This is a genomic window from Nitrospirota bacterium (genome assembly GCA_016195565.1).
Taxonomy (GTDB): Bacteria; Nitrospirota; Thermodesulfovibrionia; order Thermodesulfovibrionales; family UBA1546; genus UBA1546.
In genome coordinates, this window is record JACPZK010000017.1 from 33,722 (window position 1) to 54,479 (window position 20,758).

The 20,758-nt window shown below is 43.3% G+C and carries 24 protein-coding genes and 2 tRNA genes; 16 read left to right on the plus strand and 10 right to left on the minus strand.

What is annotated here, in order from left to right:
- Positions 1 to 56 precede the first annotated feature (56 nt).
- Complete coding sequence (locus tag HY035_05750) at positions 57 to 1,223, plus strand: NAD(P)/FAD-dependent oxidoreductase (GenBank protein ID MBI3377890.1); 1,167 nt, start codon at positions 57 to 59, stop codon at positions 1,221 to 1,223.
- Between the two features lie 13 nt (positions 1,224 to 1,236).
- The gene (maf, locus tag HY035_05755) at positions 1,237 to 1,830 is read left to right on the plus strand and encodes a septum formation inhibitor Maf (protein ID MBI3377891.1); all 594 of its coding nucleotides are present in this window, start codon (positions 1,237 to 1,239) and stop codon (positions 1,828 to 1,830) included.
- A 16-nt stretch (positions 1,831 to 1,846) separates the two neighbouring features.
- Here maf and HY035_05760 read toward each other — a convergent pair whose 3' ends face one another.
- The 8 genes from HY035_05760 to HY035_05795 all read right to left on the minus strand — a co-directional run bounded on the left by HY035_05760 (position 1,847) and on the right by HY035_05795 (position 10,494).
- Entirely contained in the window at positions 1,847 to 2,221 is a 375-nt protein-coding gene (locus tag HY035_05760) for a hypothetical protein (GenBank protein MBI3377892.1), read from the minus strand.
- 186 nt (positions 2,222 to 2,407) lie between these two features.
- Positions 2,408 to 3,757, minus strand: coding sequence for a hypothetical protein (locus HY035_05765; protein ID MBI3377893.1), 1,350 nt, complete (start codon positions 3,755 to 3,757; stop codon positions 2,408 to 2,410).
- Positions 3,758 to 3,818: 61 nt separating this feature from the next.
- Positions 3,819 to 4,619: a 3-methyl-2-oxobutanoate hydroxymethyltransferase gene (gene panB / locus HY035_05770; GenBank protein ID MBI3377894.1), complete on the minus strand. Its 801-nt coding sequence runs from the start codon at positions 4,617 to 4,619 to the stop codon at positions 3,819 to 3,821.
- 178 nt (positions 4,620 to 4,797) lie between these two features.
- Entirely contained in the window at positions 4,798 to 5,733 is a 936-nt protein-coding gene (locus tag HY035_05775) for a fibronectin type III domain-containing protein (GenBank protein MBI3377895.1), read from the minus strand.
- The gene (gene argH / locus HY035_05780) at positions 5,730 to 7,103 is read right to left on the minus strand and encodes an argininosuccinate lyase (GenBank protein MBI3377896.1); all 1,374 of its coding nucleotides are present in this window, start codon (positions 7,101 to 7,103) and stop codon (positions 5,730 to 5,732) included. Before argH ends, HY035_05775 begins: the two co-directional genes overlap by 4 nt.
- 196 nt (positions 7,104 to 7,299) lie before the next feature.
- The gene (locus HY035_05785) at positions 7,300 to 8,397 is read right to left on the minus strand and encodes a transposase (GenBank protein MBI3377897.1); all 1,098 of its coding nucleotides are present in this window, start codon (positions 8,395 to 8,397) and stop codon (positions 7,300 to 7,302) included.
- 379 nt (positions 8,398 to 8,776) lie between these two features.
- Positions 8,777 to 9,496, minus strand: a complete 720-nt coding sequence (locus HY035_05790) for an SDR family NAD(P)-dependent oxidoreductase (protein MBI3377898.1) — start codon at positions 9,494 to 9,496, stop codon at positions 8,777 to 8,779.
- 71 nt (positions 9,497 to 9,567) lie between these two features.
- Entirely contained in the window at positions 9,568 to 10,494 is a 927-nt protein-coding gene (locus HY035_05795) for a transposase (protein MBI3377899.1), read from the minus strand.
- Between the two features lie 230 nt (positions 10,495 to 10,724).
- On the opposite strand from HY035_05795, the gene rpsO reads away from it, so the two are divergent.
- The 5 genes from rpsO to HY035_05820 all read left to right on the plus strand — a co-directional run bounded on the left by rpsO (position 10,725) and on the right by HY035_05820 (position 15,750).
- On the plus strand, positions 10,725 to 10,994 hold the full coding sequence (rpsO, locus tag HY035_05800) for a 30S ribosomal protein S15 (GenBank protein MBI3377900.1): 270 nt from the start codon (positions 10,725 to 10,727) through the stop codon (positions 10,992 to 10,994).
- Positions 10,995 to 11,008: 14 nt separating this feature from the next.
- Entirely contained in the window at positions 11,009 to 13,102 is a 2,094-nt protein-coding gene (gene pnp / locus HY035_05805) for a polyribonucleotide nucleotidyltransferase (GenBank protein MBI3377901.1), read from the plus strand.
- A 222-nt stretch (positions 13,103 to 13,324) separates the two neighbouring features.
- Positions 13,325 to 14,572 carry an insulinase family protein gene (locus HY035_05810; GenBank protein ID MBI3377902.1) on the plus strand — a complete coding sequence of 416 codons (1,248 nt, stop codon included), beginning with the start codon at positions 13,325 to 13,327 and terminating at the stop codon, positions 14,570 to 14,572.
- A gap of 35 nt (positions 14,573 to 14,607) precedes the next feature.
- A complete protein-coding gene (locus HY035_05815) occupies positions 14,608 to 15,375 on the plus strand; it encodes a Stp1/IreP family PP2C-type Ser/Thr phosphatase (GenBank protein MBI3377903.1) in 768 nt (255 codons plus the stop codon).
- Between the two features lie 168 nt (positions 15,376 to 15,543).
- Complete coding sequence (locus HY035_05820) at positions 15,544 to 15,750, plus strand: hypothetical protein (protein ID MBI3377904.1); 207 nt, start codon at positions 15,544 to 15,546, stop codon at positions 15,748 to 15,750.
- Positions 15,751 to 15,935: 185 nt separating this feature from the next.
- On the opposite strand, the gene HY035_05825 is transcribed toward HY035_05820, so the two are convergent.
- Positions 15,936 to 16,196: a hypothetical protein gene (locus tag HY035_05825; protein MBI3377905.1), complete on the minus strand. Its 261-nt coding sequence runs from the start codon at positions 16,194 to 16,196 to the stop codon at positions 15,936 to 15,938.
- A 2-nt stretch (positions 16,197 to 16,198) separates the two neighbouring features.
- A complete protein-coding gene (locus tag HY035_05830) occupies positions 16,199 to 16,453 on the minus strand; it encodes a hypothetical protein (GenBank protein ID MBI3377906.1) in 255 nt (84 codons plus the stop codon).
- A gap of 145 nt (positions 16,454 to 16,598) precedes the next feature.
- Between HY035_05830 and HY035_05835 the strand changes: the two genes are divergently transcribed.
- The 9 genes from HY035_05835 (at position 16,599) to HY035_05875 (ending at position 20,723) form a co-directional block, all read left to right on the plus strand.
- A complete protein-coding gene (locus HY035_05835) occupies positions 16,599 to 17,048 on the plus strand; it encodes an Rrf2 family transcriptional regulator (protein ID MBI3377907.1) in 450 nt (149 codons plus the stop codon).
- A 1-nt stretch (position 17,049) separates the two neighbouring features.
- A complete protein-coding gene (locus HY035_05840; protein MBI3377908.1) occupies positions 17,050 to 17,307 on the plus strand; it encodes a sulfurtransferase TusA family protein in 258 nt (85 codons plus the stop codon).
- The gene (locus HY035_05845) at positions 17,304 to 18,503 is read left to right on the plus strand and encodes a cysteine desulfurase (GenBank protein MBI3377909.1); all 1,200 of its coding nucleotides are present in this window, start codon (positions 17,304 to 17,306) and stop codon (positions 18,501 to 18,503) included. Before HY035_05840 ends, HY035_05845 begins: the two co-directional genes overlap by 4 nt.
- Positions 18,485 to 18,859, plus strand: a complete 375-nt coding sequence (gene nifU / locus HY035_05850) for a Fe-S cluster assembly scaffold protein NifU (protein ID MBI3377910.1) — start codon at positions 18,485 to 18,487, stop codon at positions 18,857 to 18,859. Before HY035_05845 ends, nifU begins: the two co-directional genes overlap by 19 nt.
- 11 nt (positions 18,860 to 18,870) lie before the next feature.
- Positions 18,871 to 19,263, plus strand: coding sequence for a type II secretion system protein GspG (locus HY035_05855; protein MBI3377911.1), 393 nt, complete (start codon positions 18,871 to 18,873; stop codon positions 19,261 to 19,263).
- A 152-nt stretch (positions 19,264 to 19,415) separates the two neighbouring features.
- Positions 19,416 to 19,510: transfer RNA gene (locus tag HY035_05860), tRNA-Ser, on the plus strand.
- A gap of 100 nt (positions 19,511 to 19,610) precedes the next feature.
- Positions 19,611 to 20,165 (plus strand): hypothetical protein, encoded by a 555-nt coding sequence (locus HY035_05865; protein MBI3377912.1) that lies wholly within the window; start codon positions 19,611 to 19,613, stop codon positions 20,163 to 20,165.
- Positions 20,166 to 20,177: 12 nt separating this feature from the next.
- Positions 20,178 to 20,254: transfer RNA gene (locus tag HY035_05870), tRNA-Arg, on the plus strand.
- Positions 20,255 to 20,267: 13 nt separating this feature from the next.
- A complete protein-coding gene (locus tag HY035_05875) occupies positions 20,268 to 20,723 on the plus strand; it encodes a nucleoside deaminase (protein ID MBI3377913.1) in 456 nt (151 codons plus the stop codon).
- Positions 20,724 to 20,758 lie beyond the last annotated feature (35 nt).

A 20,758-nucleotide genomic window follows, 5' to 3' on the forward strand; every position in this document is an offset into this window, starting at 1 on the left:
TTTTGACCTATTTCAAACCTTACAGCATTTATTCTTTTTTTGTAATATATCGGTGAATGAAGAGTGATGTGATTATTATAGGCGCGGGGGCGGCGGGTCTGATGTGCGCTATTAGCGCAGGAAAGCGCGGCAGGCCGGTTATCATTCTTGACCATGCCTCAAAGATAGGCCAAAAGATTCTTGTCTCCGGCGGAGGCAGATGTAATTTTACGAATCTGCACATTCAGGCGGAGAACTACCTCTCTGCAAACCCCCATTTCTGCAAATCCGCCCTTGCACGGTTTACTCCGCAGGATTTTATTGCACTCGTAAAAAAACACCGCATCAGCTATCAAGAAAAAGAAAATGGATGCATCTTCTGCAACGGCAGTGCATGGCAGATTGTGGACATGCTCCAAAAGGAATGCAGTTCTGCTGGTGTTGAAATACGGTTGAACTGTAAAATTGAAGAGATTGCCAAAAAGAACAGGTTCATCGTAAGAACGAATTCAGGAGTGATAGCATCTGAATCCCTTGTTGTAGCAACAGGAGGACTTTCATATCCGAATCTTGGGGCAACGACTTTTGGCCATCGCATTGCCGCACAGTTCGGGCTTCGCATCGTCCCGCTGAAACCGGCGCTCGTCCCGCTCACATTCTCACGCAACGATCGCGAAAAATTTGGTGAGCTAAGCGGGATATCGCTTGAGGCTGTGATAAAGTGTGGAGGGCATGAATTCCGAGGAGAAATGTTATTTACGCACAAAGGGCTGAGCGGCCCTGCCATTCTTCAGGCATCTTCATACTGGGAGCATGGCGGAGAAATCATTATAAATCTTCTGCCCGATATTGATGCCCGCAGCATGTTTCTGTCCAATCGCCAAAGCAGGATAGAAATGAAAAACATGCTCAGCCGTTATTTACCCAAAAGATTTGCGCATAAATGGTGTGAATTCTATCTTCCCTCAAGACCGCTTTGTCAATATAATGATAAAGAACTGCTTGATGCTTCCCGTCTACTCCATGAGTGGATTATAAAACCCGCCGGAACAGAAGGGTACCGGACAGCTGAGGTCACAGTTGGAGGGGTTGACACAGACGAACTGTCGTCCAAAACCATGGAGGCAAAGAAAGTCACCGGTCTCTATTTTATCGGTGAGGTCATAGATGTCACAGGACATCTTGGCGGATATAATCTTCACTGGGCATGGGCGTCAGGCTACGCAGCGGGACAGTATGCATAATGACGGGAGATTCATGAAAAAAATCGTTCTTGCCTCAGCATCTCCAAGAAGAAAAGAGATTCTTGCGCTCACAGGCTTGCGGTTCAGGGTTGAACCATCTGACTATGAGGAAACTCTTGATCATGCAATCAAGCCCCATAATCTCGCAAAATGCCTTTCGCTCGAAAAGGCGAGGGCTGTCGCGGGCAAATACAAAAATGCGCTGATAATAGCGGCAGATACGTTTATAGTTTTCAAAGGAAAACTTTTAGGGAAGCCGCATACATCTAAAGAGGCTCGAAAAATGCTTACGATGCTCAACGGCAAGTCACACTCAGTCATCACTGGTTACGCGATTCTTGACACAGGGACAGGGAAGAAAATCACCCGTTCAGTGGAGACAAAGGTATGGCTTAAAAAAATGACTGCTCAGGAGATTGCCGCATATGCGGCAACAAAGGAGCCGCTTGACAAGGCGGGCGCCTATGCGATACAAGGGCGCGGAGCTGCGATTGTGAAAAAGATAGAGGGAGATTATCTGAATGTTGTAGGGCTTCCGTTGTTTGATCTCACCGATAGCCTGAAGAAATTCGGGATTAACTTATTGTCAGGCTGGCGTTCAAATTAAACCAACACTTTTTGTCCTAACGGGAAGTTTTGTTGTACTTTATGGAAATCTTGTAGTCTATCCGTGCGTGGCCTGATGAATCTTTTCCAGCGCAGGCAAGTTCGCCTTTGCCTGATTTAAGTCGGCCTTTCATCATTTTAGCAATAACAGACTCCAGGTTAAAGCCTCCGTCTATGCAATCACGTTTCATGCATTCCATCTTAAAATATGTATTGCTGTTAGGAAAGAAATTGACTGTGCGCTGCATAATCACCTGTTCGCTGCTTCCACTATAGTAGTTCATGGCGACAATGACAGATGCAACGTTCGGATAGCGTTCAGACATCAGGCCTGAATCAGCTTTCTGCTGCTTTATTTGCAGACGTTCGGAATTCTTTAGCTTACTGTTCATTATGATTCCCTCTCAAAAAGCAGAGCCCCCTGAAGTATCCTTTCAGCTTTCAGAAGGGCACAAATAAAACAACCGCAAAGCTAAAAGTCTTTGCAGCCGTTAATGGTCTAAAAACTTCTGAAACTCTGCTTTAAAAATAACATATATGCGGATAATTAGCAACAAAATAGTTTCTATCTGTTTCCGCTACAATTCCTGTTTTTTGCTTCTTGAAAGCAACTTTATGTCTTCTAATATCTCCTCTATGCGCTGATACCTGTCTTCTTTTACCTTTTTTATGCATTTAATAATCATCTCATCGAGCCAATCAGGAAGTTCAGGATTAATGTCGGTAACCCTCTGATAGCCCAACCCATCGAGACTCCCTGTAAGCATCTCATAAAGAATTATCCCAAGCGAATAAACATCAGCGCTGGGTTGAAGTTCTATCCCCTTCAATTTTTCCGGAGACGTATATGCCGAGGATGGAATACTCTGAAGCAGAGACATATTGTTGCTGCTGTCGATTATGATATTTTCAGGTGAAATGAGACCTAATTCTCTGTCCGCCTTGTACGCATTCTGGAGTGTTTTTAGTATCTGCAGCCAAAGTTTCAAACAGTGCTTTGGCTCGATTTTGCTCCCTTTTATCATGCCCCTGAGTGTTGTTTTTCCTTCAAGTGATATATTATCTCCTTGGAAAGAGGTAAGAGTATGAAGACGCTCTCTTACATCAAGATAGGCAGGATTGAATCTATCTATGAGGGCCAGCACCTTGACGGCATTCTCTGTTTTGCCTGACTTTTCAAGTTTAGAGGCGTAGGCATAAAAGTCATTGATATTAGTTGAATCTATCTCCTTTCCGATGAGATAAAGTCCAAACATTTCTACAGCCTCTTTTGTCATGCCCTCTTTCTCAAGAAGCTCAGCTGCGCGTTTGTATTTCCCTGCCTCACGGTATGCCCTTGAGGCAGCCAATCTCCTTCCCGCCTTTTCCAGCGCAATGGCTGCATCAAGTTTTTTCCCGGCCTGGCCGTATATCTTTGCAGCATTTTCGAAATCACCATCTATAATGAAACTCTGAGCAGCTGCATCCAAATTGTTGTCTTTTAAATACATTTCCCTTGATTTTTCGTTCATGCCAAGAAGATTATACAGCTCAGCGGCTTTTCTAAAATCGCTGCCTTTTTCGTATAATGAAGCCGCACTCTCAAAGTCCTTCAATCTATTTTCAAAAATAACTGCAGCAGAAACATACCGGCCCTCTTTTTTTAGCGCCTCTGCCGCCTTCCTGTAATCCTCTATCAATGTGGTCTGAAGTTTTTTTCCTATAGTGTTCCTGTAAATAAACCTTCCGATAAAGAATAGAACAACAACTGCCAGTATGATAATGATAATGAAAAGCAAATGAAACGTGCTCTTTATCTGTTCTATAACAGGATTGACACTGGAAGCATTCTCTTCTGCAGCGGCTATACTGCGGAGGGAAAGAAGGTTTGCGGCCAGAAATGCCTTGATAACATTTTTTGCCTTGTACCGTATGGCAGAAATACGCATTTTGTTTAAAGCCTTTATATTTAAACTGTGTTTAGCAAAAGAATCGGGTTCAATCCTTCTTTCATTTAAAACTCTGCTCTTCGGATGGGAATGCGCTTTTTTCTATGTCTTCTTTGTAAGCCTTTATTGCCTTCAGCGCCTCTTCTTTGAGATTAGCGTATCTCTTTACGAATTTTGGAACGAACCTTTCAAATAACCCGATGACGTCATGAAGAACAAGCACCTGTCCGTCACAGAACGGGCCTGCGCCTATGCCTATTGTAGGGATGGAAAGCTCTGCTGTTATTTTTTTTGCAAGGTTCATTGGAATGGCTTCAAGCAAGAGTGAAAATGCTCCTGCATCTTCTGCTATGTGCGCCTCTTCAATCAGTTTTTTCTGCGCTTCCTCTGTCTTTCCCTGAACCTTATATCCTCCCATCCTGTGTATTGACTGAGGAGTAAGTCCTATATGCGCCATAACGGGTATGTCTGATTTTGTCATGGCCCTGATGTGTTCTGCCACTTCAGCTCCGCCTTCAATCTTTATTGCTGATGCGCCTGCCTCCTTCAGAAACCTTCCTGCATTCCTTACAGCATCTTCTACGCTTGCCTGATAGGACATGAACGGCATGTCTCCTATGACCATTGCATTCTTTACAGCCCTTGATACCATCTTTGTGTGATATATCATCTCATCCATCGTGACAGGAAGCGTGTTCTCAAGCCCCTGAACCACCATTCCAAGAGAGTCTCCAACAAGTATTGCATCAATGCCTGCCTCATCAACTATCTGTGCGAACGGGTAGTCGTATGCTGTAAGCATTGTTATTTTTTTCTTTTCTGATTTTTTCTTTAAAAAGTCCTGAATGGTTATTTTAGGCATATAGTTGCTCCTCTCTGATTGGTCTGAACATCACAGGCAGGACATGGTATTTGAGCGGTTTTATTTTGCCGATATTCCTGAAACTTAAACAAGAAAAATAATGAGGCAAAATTCCTCGGAGGGCGTCAGCCCGAGAATGAGCGAAGATACCATGTCCTGCCTTGTGATTTCCCATAATCTAAAAATCAAATGTAACTGTCTCTGAAGGTTCGCTCTCTTTAAGCGGTCCGACAGCAGTTACCCTGTATGTGTGCTTTGTCCCTGTTTTCTCTCTTAAGGTAAACGCAGGGGTCACGGATTCTTTTACGAGTTTGAATCCATCTTTTTCATTCACTTTATCGTAAATCCTGTATTTTGTCACCCACAGCTCAGGATTTTCTTTCCATGAAATAACGACTTTATCATCTGCGACAACTGTTTGAAACCCTTGAGGCTTTGAAGGGATAAAGGTTGAAGGGTCAACTGTTATTTCCACTGATGCCTGTCCTTCACTCCGGAATTCCTTGTTCAGAAGACTGCGGATTGTATAATAAACAGGCCTGTCTGTTTCCAGAGTGTCAGAATATTTTGGCGCTGTCAGCGGCTCTTTATTTATGGGGTTGATGCTGTATTTGCCTTTCTCAGCGGTTCTGTAAATGTTATAAAGCACGGTTTCTCCTGCGCTGTCCCATGAAACGTTCAGGGCATCATTGCCAACCTTGAATGATATATTTTTCGGGGCAGGAGGGACAACTTCAGGCTTTATTATGAGTATATTTGAATCGTCGCTGAGGACTTTTTTCAGGCTTCCGGCAACGACTTTGTATTTATAAAGAGTGTCTGTCTTAAAGTTAACATCTGTGTAGGAACTTTCCTCCTTGGTTACAGACGCTATTTTCTGAAAACTGCTGTCTTCTGTCTTGAGAATATAAAATTCTTTCAGATTTTCTTTTTTTGAAGTGTAGGACCATGAGAGGATAATTCTGTCTTCTCTGTGTATTGCCTTAACAGCCGCAGGCGCGGATGGTTTTTCATATGCCTTGAGTGTAGGCGCTGTTTTTTTGCCGCAGGAGACAAGCATGAGGTAAGCAGCAAATAGTAAACAGTAAACAGCAAGAATTCTGGATATCTTCATTTTATCAACTGCTTCAGGCTCTTAATCTGTTTTTTCACTTCCGATGGAGAAGTTCCGCCTCTTGAGTTCTTTGCCTTTACAGAATCTTCAGCGCTGAGGCGCGAGTAGATGTCTTTTGAAATAATATTAGAAAAATTCCTGAATTCGGTGACAGAAATTTCTCCAAGCTGTTTTTTGTTCTTAATGCAGTAACGGACAATTTTCCCAGTTATCTCATGCGCCTGTCTGAATGGAACGCCTTTTTTTACGAGATATTCGGCTATATCTGTTGCAGTGGAATATGCTTTGCCTGCGGCCTCACGCATTCTCTCCTTCATAAATTTTATCTGAGGCATCATCTGTGCAAGGACTGTCAGGCATGACTTGACGGTGTCCACGGTGTCAAAGACAGGCGTCTTGTCTTCCTGCATATCCCTGTTATATGCAAGGGGCAGCCCCTTCATCACTGTCATGAGCGCTATCATGTTTCCGTATATTCTTCCGCTTTTTCCTCTTATTAATTCCGCAACATCAGGATTTTTTTTCTGAGGCATTATGCTTGAGCCTGTTGTGAACGCGTCAGGCAGTTCAATAAATGAAAACTCCTCTGTGGACCAAAGGATGAGTTCTTCTGCAAAGCGGGACAGGTGCATCATGAGTATGCCGGCATCTGTTAAAAACTCTATTGCGAAGTCCCTGTCCGAGACAGCGTCAATGCTGTTTTCAGCAATGGCTTTAAATCCAAGCAGCTTCGCCACATAAGGCCTGTCAACCGGCAGGGATGTCCCTGCCAGCGCGCATGAGCCGAGAGGAAGGACATTTATCCTCTTAAGAGAATCTTCAAAGCGTTCCCTGTCCCTACGGAGCATCTCAACATAGGCAAGGAGATGATGCGACAGGAGAACAGGCTGCGCCCTTTGCAGATGCGTGTAGCCCGGCATGATAATACCGATGTTATTTTCCGAGGCATTGAGCAGTGCCTTTTGCAGATTTTTAATGAGCGCTATTGTTTCCTTTGTCTCAGCCCTAAGATAGAGTCTCAGGTCCAGGGCCACATGGTCATTTCTTGAACGTGCTGTGTGGAGTTTTTTACCTGCATCCCCGATATTTTTTATAAGCGCCGCCTCAATGTTCATGTGAATATCTTCAAGTTCAACTGCAAATCTGAATCTGCCTGTTTCAATTTCTCCTGCGATGTTCTTCAGGCCGTTGATGATTGATGCTGAGTCTTTCTGAGAGATGATTTTCTGTTTGCCGAGCATCTTTGCATGGGCAATGCTTCCCTCAATGTCGTATTTCCACAGCCTCCGGTCAAATGATATTGATTCTGTGAAATACTCTGCGGCCTTTGATGTTTTTCCGGTAAACCTTCCGGCCCATGGTTTTTTCATAATACCTCTGTCTGTCATCCCGAGCGCAGCGAGGGATCTAAACTTTGAGATTGCTTCGCCTTCGGCTCGCAATGACAGCAAATATTGTTATTTCATTTATACATTGTAAGAATAAAGTTTTAACGATAATGTGTCAAGGGTTTTCTCAGTTACAGCAGTTTTTTAGGTAGGGCATCAGCAGGCCCCGTTTCCGTCTCTACGTGAAAGATATGCTTAACCTCGTTCGCATGTCAATAATTTGTGTATAGTGTCCCCAGAATTGTGTCATTGTAAAAAGAGAACAAAAAGAGAACAAAAAGAGAACAAAAAGAGAACAAAAAGAGAACAAAAAGAGAACAAAAAGAGAACAAAAAGAGAACAAAAAGAGAACAAAAAGTGAATATAAACTGCTCATTAATTTTTTTATAGCCTTTTGTCCGTCTATGTTTTTAGCCACTTTTGACGATTTTGACAGTGTAGAAAGATCACGGTTGAGAATCGGCTGCAAATCAGTCATTTTCAAGCCGCACTCCCTCCACAGGCTTACCAGCAAGCCACGCGCAAAGACAGCTTTCGCGCTTCTGCCTCTTGAAATAATCTCATCACGCCCTACGCCTGTTTCCTTTTCCAACGCATTGAATAGCGCCCCTGCTGACGGCTTCCTCCTTGGTTTCACTGCCCGATCCGTTTCTTTTTCCACTTTTTCTATAAATTTCTCATCACCTAATATTTGCTGCTCTGTGGCTTTATAAAATGAATCGTTCTTGCCGGAGTTGATAGCCTCATTAACAAAACGGTTGTATAACTGCCTTGCCTGAGATTTGTTTTCAGAAAAAAGACGCAATGCCCTGTCAACATCTATAAGCCCGCTTCCACGGTTTATGTAATCGCTGTGTCCGCTCCATCTGTATTCATCAGGTGCTGCGGCAAGCATAGCCCTAACAGGATTCAGATGGATATACCTGAGAAGTGCCAAAAGATATTCGTCTTTGTCGCAAAGATACGACTTGTATCGCCCCTGAAAAAGGTGTCCGACCTTGCCGTATTTTCTGTTGAAATACTGAGTGTAGGTAAAACTGAGCATTTGCATGATTTTTGATATAGGAGCATCAGGGGTTTCTATGAGCAGGTGAACATGATTGGACATCAGAACATAGGCGTCGAGGATAAAGCCGCACTTCTGTTTGTACCGTTTCAACAGGTCAAGATAAGCTATCCTGTCGCTGTCGCCTAAAAAAATGGCTTGTCTTTGATTGCCCCTTACAATTACATGGTAAAAGGCGTTTGGAAATTGTATGCGAGGAGGTCTTGCCATGACAAATTATACTATGGCTATATTCATTAATTCAAGCCTGACCCCACAGCCCCCCACAGCCCCCCAGCCCCCTGCTTAACCTCGTTCGCATGTCAATAATTTGTGTATAGTGTCCCCAGAATTGTGTCATTTTAAAAAAATGAGCAATATCGGCGCTTTTAATGCGGCTGTTGAGCAGTGCCCGAAGGGCATCTGTCTCGAACTCATGGTTCTCCCCGAGCGAAGCGAGGGGAGAACGTCCTGATCACTGACGAGTGCCACTCCAAAGATGTTAAAGAGCAAAAAGACGATTTGCAAACCTCAAGTCACCGCTCATCTGAAAAGTGTCCTGTGGCACTCGTTCACGTGCATCTGGTTGTTATAAGTTCCTTTCCATATGCTACATTCTGTTATAGATAAATTCTGGCATGGTTTTCATTAACCAGCCAATAAGTCTCCATCGTTTAGTGATATAAGCATGCTTCTTTTTTCTTTCGATTGCCTTATAAATTTGTTGTGCTGCTTTTTGAGGAGATGCCACCCAGAAAAGACCATCACCCTTTGCCATAGCAGTATCTACGAAACCAGGTTGAATATCCGTTACGACAATAGGTATCCCTGATTTTGAAATCTTTTTTCGTAAGCCTTCCATATAATTTGAAATAAAGGCTTTTGATGCGTTGTAGGCTGGTGCACTACTATCACCTCTGAGAGCTGCTATTGACGATATGCTTACCAAATGACCTGAACCGTTTGATATAAAATAATGCATAGCAACATTTGCCATAGCGGTAAAACCAGCGACATTGACATCAATAGTTTCTTTTTCATTAGACCAGCACAAATCGTCATTGATAAATCCAACCCCTGAACTGATTACAATAAGATCAACATCTCCCATTTCAGAAATAAGGTCGTTCAGTTGAGTTATTGCTTCATCAGCCTTCGCTACATCAATGCGCTTGATTAAAGAATTGTTCGGAAGACTCTCCTTAAGTTCATCAAGCAAGTGAGTACGTCTTCCGGCAAGCCCAACAATATAATTATTTTGGGACATTACCTTGGCTAACTCTTTTCCTATTCCTGATGTTGCGCCAATTATGATTGCTTTCCTTGCCATATTATGTCTGTTTCATTTCGTAACTTATAATGCGGCAGTTGAGCAGAGAGTAGATAGGAGAGTAGATAGGGTCAGGCTTTCTTTTGTGCATTTAACATCCTGATGCGCTCATGCAATGCCTGACACTCATCCTCCGTAGCGTTTTTAGACAGTTTCGATAAAATCGATATGTCTCTTTTTAAAAGCCCTGTCAACTCCGTCATAGTATATCCCATTTCTCGCGCTACTGCCACGAGGACGCTTCTCGTAATCCTCAGAGCCTTGCTTCTCCTCCTTGAAACTATAGTCGCCTTGTCAATCCCGGTTTCTTCTTCTACCATTCTTATTAATCGCTCCATAGAAATCTTTCTCAATGGTTGAGCGCTACGCTTCAGTCTCCGCTCCACAGCTTCTATAAATTCATCATTACCCACTATCTGCTGATCAACTACTTGATAAATGCCCTTTTTATCGCTTGCTGCCTCTTCGCCCATGAAATCACCATAAAGTTTTCTTGCCGTCTGTAACGTACCGGAAAACAGCCGTAATACTTGCGTAGTAGTAACAAGTCCGGAACCTCCTGCCACATAATCCCTATGGCTGCTCCATCTGTAGGCATCAATATTCTTAACTATTCCGGCGCGTACTGGATTCATGTGGATATATCGAATAAGCGCCAAAAGGTAAGCATCCTTATCGCAAAGATATGATTTGTATCTTCCTTGGAAAAGATGTCCCACCTTGCCGTATTTCTTATTGAAGTACTGCGTATACGTGAAGTTAAGCATCTGCATGATGCGTAATACCGGAGCTTTAGGCGTCTCCATGAGGAGATGGACATGGTTGTCCATGAGGACATAAGCATAGAGTTCAAAAGCGCAGCGTTGTTTATAAATTTTCAGTTTTTCGAGATAGGTGAGCCGGTCATTGTCGTCTAAGAAAATATCCTGCCGCTGGTTGCCTCTGACAATGAGGTGATAGAAAGCGCCTTCATATTGTATGCGAGGTTTCCGTGCCATCTTGCTGAAAATTATATCATTTTAAATGCACAAAAGAAAGCCTGACCCCACAGCCCCCCAAAAGAATATCTAATTGTCTTGTCGATTAGAAAAATTCGGATTATCCCTGTTTCGCTTTTGTAGAGCACTAAGTCTTGCAGGGTTTAATCCTCTATTTCTAACAGGGTTTACAGAATTAAAGACGTTATGTTATCCTTTAACTTACCAAAAAACAGGAAGGTGGTGAGTTAATGCCTCTCAATAAAGAAAAGAAACAGACGATTATGGAACAGTACAAAGTTCACGAAAAGGATACCGGCTCTCCGGAAGTTCAGCTGGCTATTCTGAGTGAGAGGATAAATTATCTTACAGAACATTTCAGAACCCACAAAAGCGACCACCATTCACGCTGCGGGCTTCTTAAACTTGTCAGTCAGAGGAGAAAGCTGCTTGATTATCTGAAGGCCTCAAGCAAGGAACGATACGCGAAGGTGATTGAGCGGTTAGGGCTTAGAAAATAGAAAAGAGAGGATAGATGACTACATTTGAGATTGAGATTAAAGGAAAGAAGCTGATTATTGAAACAGGTGAGATTGCAAAGCAGTCGGATGGATCGGTTGTTTTAAGGTATGGTGATACGGTAGTGCTTGCGACGGCAGTCGCAGCAAAAAACGCAAGAGAAGGACTTGATTTTTTCCCCCTTACTATAGATTATCAGGAGAAGGCTTATTCTGCAGGAAAGATTCCCGGAGGATTTTTTAAGAGGGAAGGCAGGCCGAGCGAAAAGGAAGTTCTTACCTCCCGTCTTATAGACCGTCCTATACGTCCATTGTTTCCTAAAGGGTTTTCTTGTGAAACTCAGGGGATTGTTTCTGTTCTTTCATACGGCGATGAGAATGTATCCGATGTCTTCGGAATAACCGGCATGTCTGCTGCGCTGATGATTTCCGATATCCCGTTTGGCGGGCCTGTCGCTGCTGTTAGAGTCGGGAGGATTAACGGAGATTTCATTATAAATCCGGATTTATCGGAATTAGAGAAACTTGACATGAACCTGGTTGTCGCGGGAACCAAAGATTCTGTTCTGATGGTTGAGGGAGCAACATCTGAGGTTTCAGAGGAAGCGCTTCTTAAGGCGATAGATTATGCTCATGCAGAGATTAAACGCATTGCTGCAGTGCAGATAGACCTCAGGAATGCTGTTGGTAAGGAGAAACGCGTGGTAACTCCTCCTGTGGTTGATGAAGAGCTGAGGGCTAAAGTAAAGGAACATGTGATTGAAAGGATGAAAGAAGCGGTAAAAATACCGGGCAAGCTGGTGAGGCAGGATACACTGGACCTGATTCTGGATGAAACTGTAAAGCATTTCAATACGCCTGAGAAAAATATGAGCAAAGATATAGCCGACGCTTTTTTTAAACTTGAAAAAGACCTTGTAAGAAGGATGATTATAGAAAAGGGGATACGGTCTGACGGAAGAAAACCCGATGAGATAAGGCATATAAGTTCAAGGGTGGGACTGCTTCCGAGGGCTCACGGCTCTGCACTCTTTGTGAGGGGCGAGACACAGGCGCTTGTTGTGGCAACGCTTGGCACCGCTGATGATGAACAGAAGATTGACTCGCTTGAGGGAGAGAGCTATAAGACATTTATACTCCATTATAATTTTCCTCCTTTCAGCGTTGGAGAGGTAAAGCCGCTGCGTTCACCGGGAAGGCGTGAGATAGGACATGGAGTTCTCGCAGAAAGGGCGCTTAAGTCTGTAATCCCTTCTAAGGAAGTATTCCCTTATACAATAAGAATCGTTTCAGACATCCTTGAATCAAACGGCTCGTCTTCAATGGCGACAGTATGCGGCGGCACGCTGGCGCTTATGGATGCAGGCGTTCCGATAAAGGCTCTGGTTGCAGGCATTGCAATGGGATTGGTGCAGGAAGGCGACAAAAATATTGTTCTTACGGATATTCTGGGGCTGGAAGACCATCTCGGCGATATGGATTTCAAGGTTACAGGAACAGAGAACGGCATTACGGCATTTCAGCTTGATGTGAAGACAGGCGGTATAAATTACTCTATCATGGAGAAGGCGCTTGAGCAGGCAAAACAGGGAAGGCTCTTTATCCTCTCGAAAATAAAAGAGGCAATATCGGCACCGAGAGAACAACTCTCTCCTCATGCGCCGAGGATATATACAATGCAGATAAAACAAGAAAAGATAAGGGATGTCATCGGCACAGGCGGGAAGGTGATAAGGGGAATAATAGAGCAGACAGGGGTTAAGATAAACATTGATGATGCAGGCGTGATAAACATTGCATCTGCTGATGAAACATCAGCCCAGAAGGCGATAGAGATAATCAACGGAATTATTGCGGAGGCGGAAATTGGAAGGATATATATCGGGAAGGTAAAGCGCATTGTCGATTTTGGAGCATTTGTAGAGATAATGCCGGGCACCGAAGGCCTTCTCCACATATCGCAGATAGACTTCAAGAGAATAGATAAGGTCACTGATGTGCTCAAAGAGGGAGAAGAAGTCCTTGTAAAGGTCTTGGAAGCAGACAGAACCGGCAAAATCCGTCTTAGCAGGAAAGAGGCTATGCGGGAGAAGGATGCCGTAAAGGAATAGGGTTCAGTTTAAAGACAGGGCATAGTATTCTCGCTCATTCTCGCCCCGATAGTATCGGGGCTCCGAGGATTTTGCCTCATGATTTTTATATAGCTTACTGTAGGACTATCGGCAAAATAAGCCGCTCGGACACCATGCCCTATCTTTTATTCTACTATCAAAAATTGCTCTGAAGCGAACAAGCCATTACTTATTGTCCATTGTGCCTAAAGAAAGGACATTATGTTTAAAAAAACGTATCTTGAAAATGGCATACCGGTAGTTATGGAACAGGTCAAGGATGTCCGTTCTGTTGCCCTCGGCGTATGGGTTAAGGTCGGCTCCAGGAACGAACTGCCTGAGAAAAACGGCATATCTCATTTCCTTGAACACATGTTTTTTAAAGGCACGCAGAAACGTTCTGCAAGAGATATCGCCGTTGACACTGATTCGATGGGAGGCGACCTGAATGCATTTACCTCGCGGGAAAGCACAACATTCTATATCAAAGTCCTTGATGAATATTTTGATAAGGGCATAGAACTCCTGTCTGATATATTCATTCACTCTACGTTCCCGGAAGAAGATATTGAGAAAGAAAAGGGGATTATCAAAGAAGAGATAAAGATGGTTGAGGATACGCCTGACGACTACATATATGACCTCTTCAACCAGACAATATGGGGCAGTGCAGGCATAGGGCAGCCCATACTCGGCAGGAGAGAGACGATTAAATCGTTCATAAGGGAAGACCTTGTCAGCCACACAAAAAAACATTACGGGACAAAGGGCATTGTTATATCATGCGCAGGAAATTTTGAAACAGACAGGCTTCTTGATGCGCTGAATCATAATTTTAGTTCTCTCAGGAAAGGGTCAGAGCCAGACAAGGAACTGCAGCCTCTGTTTAGCAGCAAGCTCAGAGTTCACAGCAAAGAGCTCTCTGAAGTTCATCTGTGTCTCGGCGTTGAAGGCATGCCGCAGGCAAGCAAAGACAGGTATGTATTGTTCATTCTGAATACAATTCTCGGCGGAGGCGTCAGTTCACGGCTTTTCCATGAGATAAGGGAGAAAAGAGGGCTTGCGTATTCTGTTTATTCATATATATCATCATACGCTGATACAGGGGTATTGGCTGTCTATGCGGGAACAGGGAAAAAGAAAGTATTGCAGGTGATAGAGCTTGTGCTGAAAGAACTTAGAGGTTTGGCAGACATGCTTTCGGATGTTGATGTAGAAAGGGCAAAGGCTCAGCTTAAGGGCAATCTTATCCTCGGCCTTGAATCAACGAGCAGCAGGATGCAGAATATTGCACGGCAGGAGATGTATTACGGCAGGTATTACTCGCCTTCGGAAATAATAAAAGAGATAAATTCCATAAGCCTCGCACAGGTTAAAGAACTCGCGGAGAAACTGACAAGCGGGAGTGAGATTGCGCTTACAGCGCTGGGGCCTGTCAGCGAAAATGACTTTAAGGGGATAGTGGGTTAAAGAAATAATTCATATATGAAAAAGCAGGTTAAACAGTGAAGTTTCTTGCAGCAGGACAATCAGACAAGGGTGTTTCAAGGCAAAACAATGAGGATAATTTTTGCGTTGACGATGATTTGCGCCTTTTTATTGTTGCAGACGGCATGGGCGGGGCTGCGGCAGGAGAGGTTGCAAGCAGGATGGCAGTTGAGACAATAAGGGATCATGTTAAGCGCTCGTCTGCAGGGAATGAACCTTTTATTGGTGATTATGATAGAAGTTTTTCTGACGCATCAAACAGGATTGCCTCAGGCATAAGGCTCGCCAATCAGGCGATATATGAGGCATCACAGAGCAATGTTAAATGGCGCGGCATGGGAACGACAATTGCCGCTGCCTTGCTTGACGGCAGTAAAATGAGCATAGCGCACGCAGGCGACAGCAGGGTTTATCTTATCAGGACAAGTTCAATTATCCAGCTTACTGACGACCATTCAATAGTGTCTGAGCAGGTAAAAAGCGGACTGCTCACAAAAGAAGAGGCAGAAGGTTCAGAGGCAAGAAATATCATTACAAGGGCTCTCGGCAGCGCTTCGTCTGTGGAAGTTGACCTTGACGAAATAGACCTTATGGATGGCGACAGGGTTGTCCTGTGCAGTGACGGGCTTACAACTATGGTTTCTGACAATGTTATCCTTTCTACAGTTGCTGTTTCTGATGAACCTGACAGAGTATGCAGCGCACTTATTGATATTGCCAATAAAAACGGCGGTAAGGATAATATAACTGTGGCGCTTATATATTTGTTTGCCGATGGCTCATAGAGAAGATAAAACTTTATCAGTCCCTCTGAAAGCAGTAAGAAGCTTAAGATTAACGGCGCTCCGGCAGAGGGGCGACATGAACTGAAAGACGGCGATATAGTTGATGTGGCAAAGATAGTTTTACATTAAAGAATAGAGATTACACTTAAGTTGGACGAGAATGGAAAAATGGAAAATAGGATAAAGAAACTAATATTAAAAAGAACTGTTTTCTGGATAATATCAAGTCTGATTTTTTCTTTGATAATATACGTCCTTTCTGGAAGCATATCTGTTGCTCTCATAGTTGGATTTGCATTCTTTTTTTACTCTCTGAGCGCAATATACATTTATTATCAATATATTAGTCGCGAAGTCGAAAATAAAGAAATGTAAGCAAATTCATAATGCCTAATTCCATGGTCTAATTCAGGGGACACCATATTTAATTCTTGCGTGAATGCTTCAAGGAACGTAACATAGCTGCGCGGCAAGAATAGCTCATGTCGTAGCTCCGGAAATTCTACACCACATAACCCAGCGAGGGAATAGCAGGCAAAAAACAAGAAATGGGGTTAAATTTACACCTCTACCAGCTCTACCTTTACATCATATCCCAGTTTGTGCAGGTAGTCATAACAATCGTCCCATGTAAGACCGAACTCGCGGACATCTGCAAGTCCTATGCGGGCAAGAATGTCTCTAATAAGTTCAAAGCTGCTGCTTTCAAAGTCAGCTTCCCTCATCATATCCTCCGCCCAAGTAACAATGCCTGATATGTCTATTCCCCTGTTTATGTATTTTATAAGCATTTCTGCAAGTATCTTTCTCGTTAAAACCATCGTTATCCCTCCTTTATTTTCCTATGGCCTTTGTCCACAGGAAATTTTTCATGGATTTCTATTAAATTGCCATTACCGTCATATATCTCCTGATAAAACTTAACTGTTTCTTCCATGGAATCTACTTCTTTAACATATCTCGCTTTCCACCCATGTTTTCCGGTTACTTCAAGCCAATATCTTCTGCCACCATTAGGTAATATTCCCCAGTTTGGAAACTTCTTTTCATTTAATCTTCGCTTATCTTCAATGGGCATTTAACTAAGTATAACATAAGAAAAGTGAAGTTTAGCATGACAGATGCCGCCGTTTTAATTGTTATTTTTATGACATTAGCATCTTGCAACGACAAAGCCTTTTCTAATACTTGACAATTTTACTAAGGTATTTTAAGATTTTCTTATGCTGAGGTTATCCAGAAAGGGACAGTATGGGGTGAGGGCGATGTTTGAAATAGCGAGAGGGCATGGCAATAAACCTGTTCCCATAAAAGAGATAGCTGAGAGACAGGCTGTTTCTGTCGCCTATCTTGAGCAGATACTTAATAAACTTAAAAATGGGGGGCTTATACGGAGCGTTAAAGGGCCGGGCGGCGGTTACGTGTTAAGCAAGAAACCTGAAGACGTAAGCATCAGCGCTATCCTTAATGAACTTGAAGGCCCGGTAGCCATAACTTCCTGTCTTGACCCTGAGGAGGGATGCGTGCGGGTTGATGGATGCGTAACGTATATGCTTTGGAAATCCCTTGGCGAGAAGATAGATGCCTTTCTCAGGACTGTCACATTGAAGGACTTAATTACAGGAACGCTTTTTAAGAAGAATTTAAAGTTAAAAATTAAAAGTCAAAAGTGATATGAAGTTTGTAGAGAACGTTAAGGCGGATGTAACAACAGACATAGTTTATATGATGTGTCCGATGCATCTGCTTAAACTTGAGGAAAAAATCAGGGAACTGGATGACGGGCAGATACTGGAGATAATGACTGATTATGACGGTGCGCTTGAAGATATTCCCGGCTGGTGTGAAAAAACGGGAAATGAATTTTTAGGGATGAGTGAGACAGAAGATTTTTATAAATTTTATATCAGGAAGAAGGTGAAGCGAAAATGAGGAAGTGCTATTTTGACCATGTTGCGACAAACCCTCTTGACAGCCGTGTTTTTGACGCCATGATGCCTTATTTCACGGAGGACTTCGGAAATCCCCTGAGCCTTTATGGCCTTGGCACAAAGGCAAAAGAGGCAATAGAAAACGCAAGGGCGCAGGTTGCATCGCTCATTAATTCAAAGTCATCAGAGATAATCTTTACATCAAGCGGCGCCGAGGCAAATAACTTTGCGCTACGAGGCATTGCGCTTGCAAGGCAGAATGAAGGAAAGCATGTAATTGTCTCTAAGATGGAGCACCATTCAATTCTTAATTCTGCGCGGTTTCTTGAAAAGATGGGTTTTGTAGTGACTTTTCTTCCTGTGGATAAATATGGGATAGTTGACCCCGACATGGTAAAAAAATCTATAACAAAAGAGACAACGCTCATATCCGTAATCCATGCAAGTAGTGAGGTTGGGACTATAGAGCCTATAAAAGAGATAGGCAGGATTGCAAAAGAAAAAGGAATAATCTTTCATACGGATGCAGTTGCAGCAGCAGGAAATATCCCTGTTGATGTGAAAGAACTCGGCGTGGACCTTTTAAGCATGGCAGCGCATCAGTTTTACGGGCCTAAAGGCGCGGGCGCGCTTTATGTGAGAGAGGGCATGAGAATAGTTCCGCTCATCTACGGAGGGATACAGGAAAACGGAAGAAGGGCAGGCACAGAGAATGTCCCTGCAATTGTCGGAATGGGCAAGGCAGCAGAACTTGCAAAAGATGAGATGGCTGATAGAATGGAGCAGGCTAAGAAATTAAGGAATAAACTTATTAAGGGCGTATCAGACATTGAAAACATTTATCTTACAGGACATCCCGAAAACAGGCTTCCGGCACATGCGAGTTTTACAGTTGAATTTATAGAAGGCGAGGCAATGCTTCTGCTTCTTGCGGCAAAGGGCATTTATGCCGCTTCCGGTTCTGCATGTTCGTCAAAGGCATTGAAGGCATCGCCTGTTTTGCTGTCAATGGGCGTGTCTTCAAATCTGGCTCAGGGCTCGATTGTTTTTACGCTCGGGACGAGCAATACAGAGGAAGACATGGATTACCTGCTTTCTGAATTTCCGCAGGTGATAAAAAGATTAAGAGAGATGTCCCCCTATTCAAAAGGATGGGGAATGAAAGGAGAGGGTGGAGAATGTACAGTGCAAAAGTAATGGACCATTTTACAAATCCGAGGAATGTGGGAGAGATACCCGACGCTGACGGTGTCGGCACAGAGGGGAACCCTACGTGCGGGGATGTGATGCAGATTTTTATAAAGGTGAAGGACGACAGGATAGTCGATGCAAAGTTCAAGACGTTCGGATGCGGGGCTGCGATTGCGGTAAGCAGCATGATTACGGAGATGGTTAAAGGCAAGACGATTGATGAGGCGTTAGCAATATCAAAGGATACAGTTGCAAATGAATTGGGCGGACTGCCTGCACAGAAGATGCACTGCTCTAATTTAGGAGCGGATGCGCTTAAAAAAGCCATTGAAGATTACAGGAGTAAAAAGAAACAAGGGTGAGGAAAGTATTTTTGAAGCGCTTTAATGAAAAAGGCAGCGGGATTGTTGAGTCCATGCTGGTCCTTATAGTCATCAGCATTCTGGTCGTGGTGGTGATGGACCGCTATGAGACTATCATAGAGGAGGCAAAAAAAGTTGCGCTTAAGACAGAATTAAATAACCTGAGACAGGCGATTCTGTTCTTTAAGATAAAAAATGGCAGATATCCTGAAAGCCTCAAGGAACTGGTTACAAGCCATTTTGTCATACCGTACAAAGATAATACTATATTTAAGGCTAAGTATCTTGAACCGTATTCTCTTGATAAAGATAAAAATATACTTGATTCCTTTGATCTGCCTTTTGCCTATGATCCGGTCACAGGCAGAGTCTGGTCCATCAAAAAAGGTTTTGAGAACTGGTGACCTTTACCTTGCTCAGACCCTCTAATGGGGTTTACAAGTTCAATTTCAGACTGGTAATATAAAGCTCTGTAAAAACAGTGAAAAGTTAAAAGTTTCAGAAACCCTTGACTTCTAACTTACAACTCTTAACTATAAACTTATAACTATTTTTTGGAGAGGTGGCCGAGCAGGTCGAAGGCGGCGGTTTGCTAAACCGTTGTAGGGGCCAAAACCTCTACCCAGGGTTCGAATCCCTGCCTCTCCGCCAGATACAAAAGTGAAGAGTTAAAAGTGTAAAGTTAAAAGTTTTTAGGAACTCTTAACTTATAACTCATAACTTATAATTTAATTTGATTGAGGGGGGTTATATGAACAAAAAAATTGTAATAGCTGTAATGTTAAGTTTAGCGCTGGTATATTTCGCAGGCTGTAAAAAGAAAGAGCAACAGCCTGTTCCTAAGGCGCCGGCGGTGCCGCAAGGGATGGGAGTGCTTCCACAAGAACAGGCAGCGCCACAGGGGCATCAGATGATGTCAGGTGGAAAGCTTGAGGTTGTTGTCCCTGCGAATGTAAAAGGCAAGTGGGATTCAGTAAAATTTATTGTTGAGAATAAAGAGACAAAAAAAACAGAGGAATATACGGTTAAACTCAACAGCGATTGGAAAATACCGGGTTCCACCTTGAAGGTGACTGTTGGAGATTTTCTTCCTGATTTTATTATGGATGGAAGTAAAATAACTTCAGGTTCAGCCAATCTTAATAATCCTGCTGTCGGTATAAAGGTAACAGATGGTGATAAACAAATATTTCCTGCTCCCGGAAAGCAATGGGGTTGGCTGTGGTCCCGCAAAGAACTCCAATCAATGCATCCGTTTGAGCATGCAAGATTTAATATTATGCTTAAAGAGCCTGTGAAGAAGTGATAATCCGGCAATGCGCCCATAGCTCAACTGGATAGAGCGTCGGACTACGAATCCGCAGGCTGGGGGTTCGAATCCCTCTGGGCGCGCCAGAAAAAGGTTTCAATGATTACCGACAGAGATGTATTTTTCATGAGGCTGGCGCTTGAAGAGGCAAGTCTTGCTTTTTCTGAGGGTGAGGTCCCTGTAGGAGCTGTTCTTGTTATTGAAGATGTTGTTATTTCCCGGACGCACAATACCCGTGAATCATCAAAAGACCCTACTGCGCACGCAGAGCTTATTGCAATAAGAATCGGAGCAGAAAAGGGCAGTAGCTGGCGGTTAGGTGAAGCCACACTCTATGTGACAAAAGAGCCGTGTATTATGTGTGCAGGTTCAATGGTGAATGCAAGGCTCGGCAGACTTGTTTACGGCTGTAAAGATGAAAAAGGCGGAGCAGTTGACAGCCTTTATAAACTCCTGAATGACAGGAGGCTTAACCATCAGGTTGAGGTTGTTTCAGGGGTTCTTGAGGATGAATGTGCAGAGGTGTTGATAAAGTTTTTTAAGGAACGCAGATAGATTCCTGCCATACATCTATTCTTCAATTGCTTTTT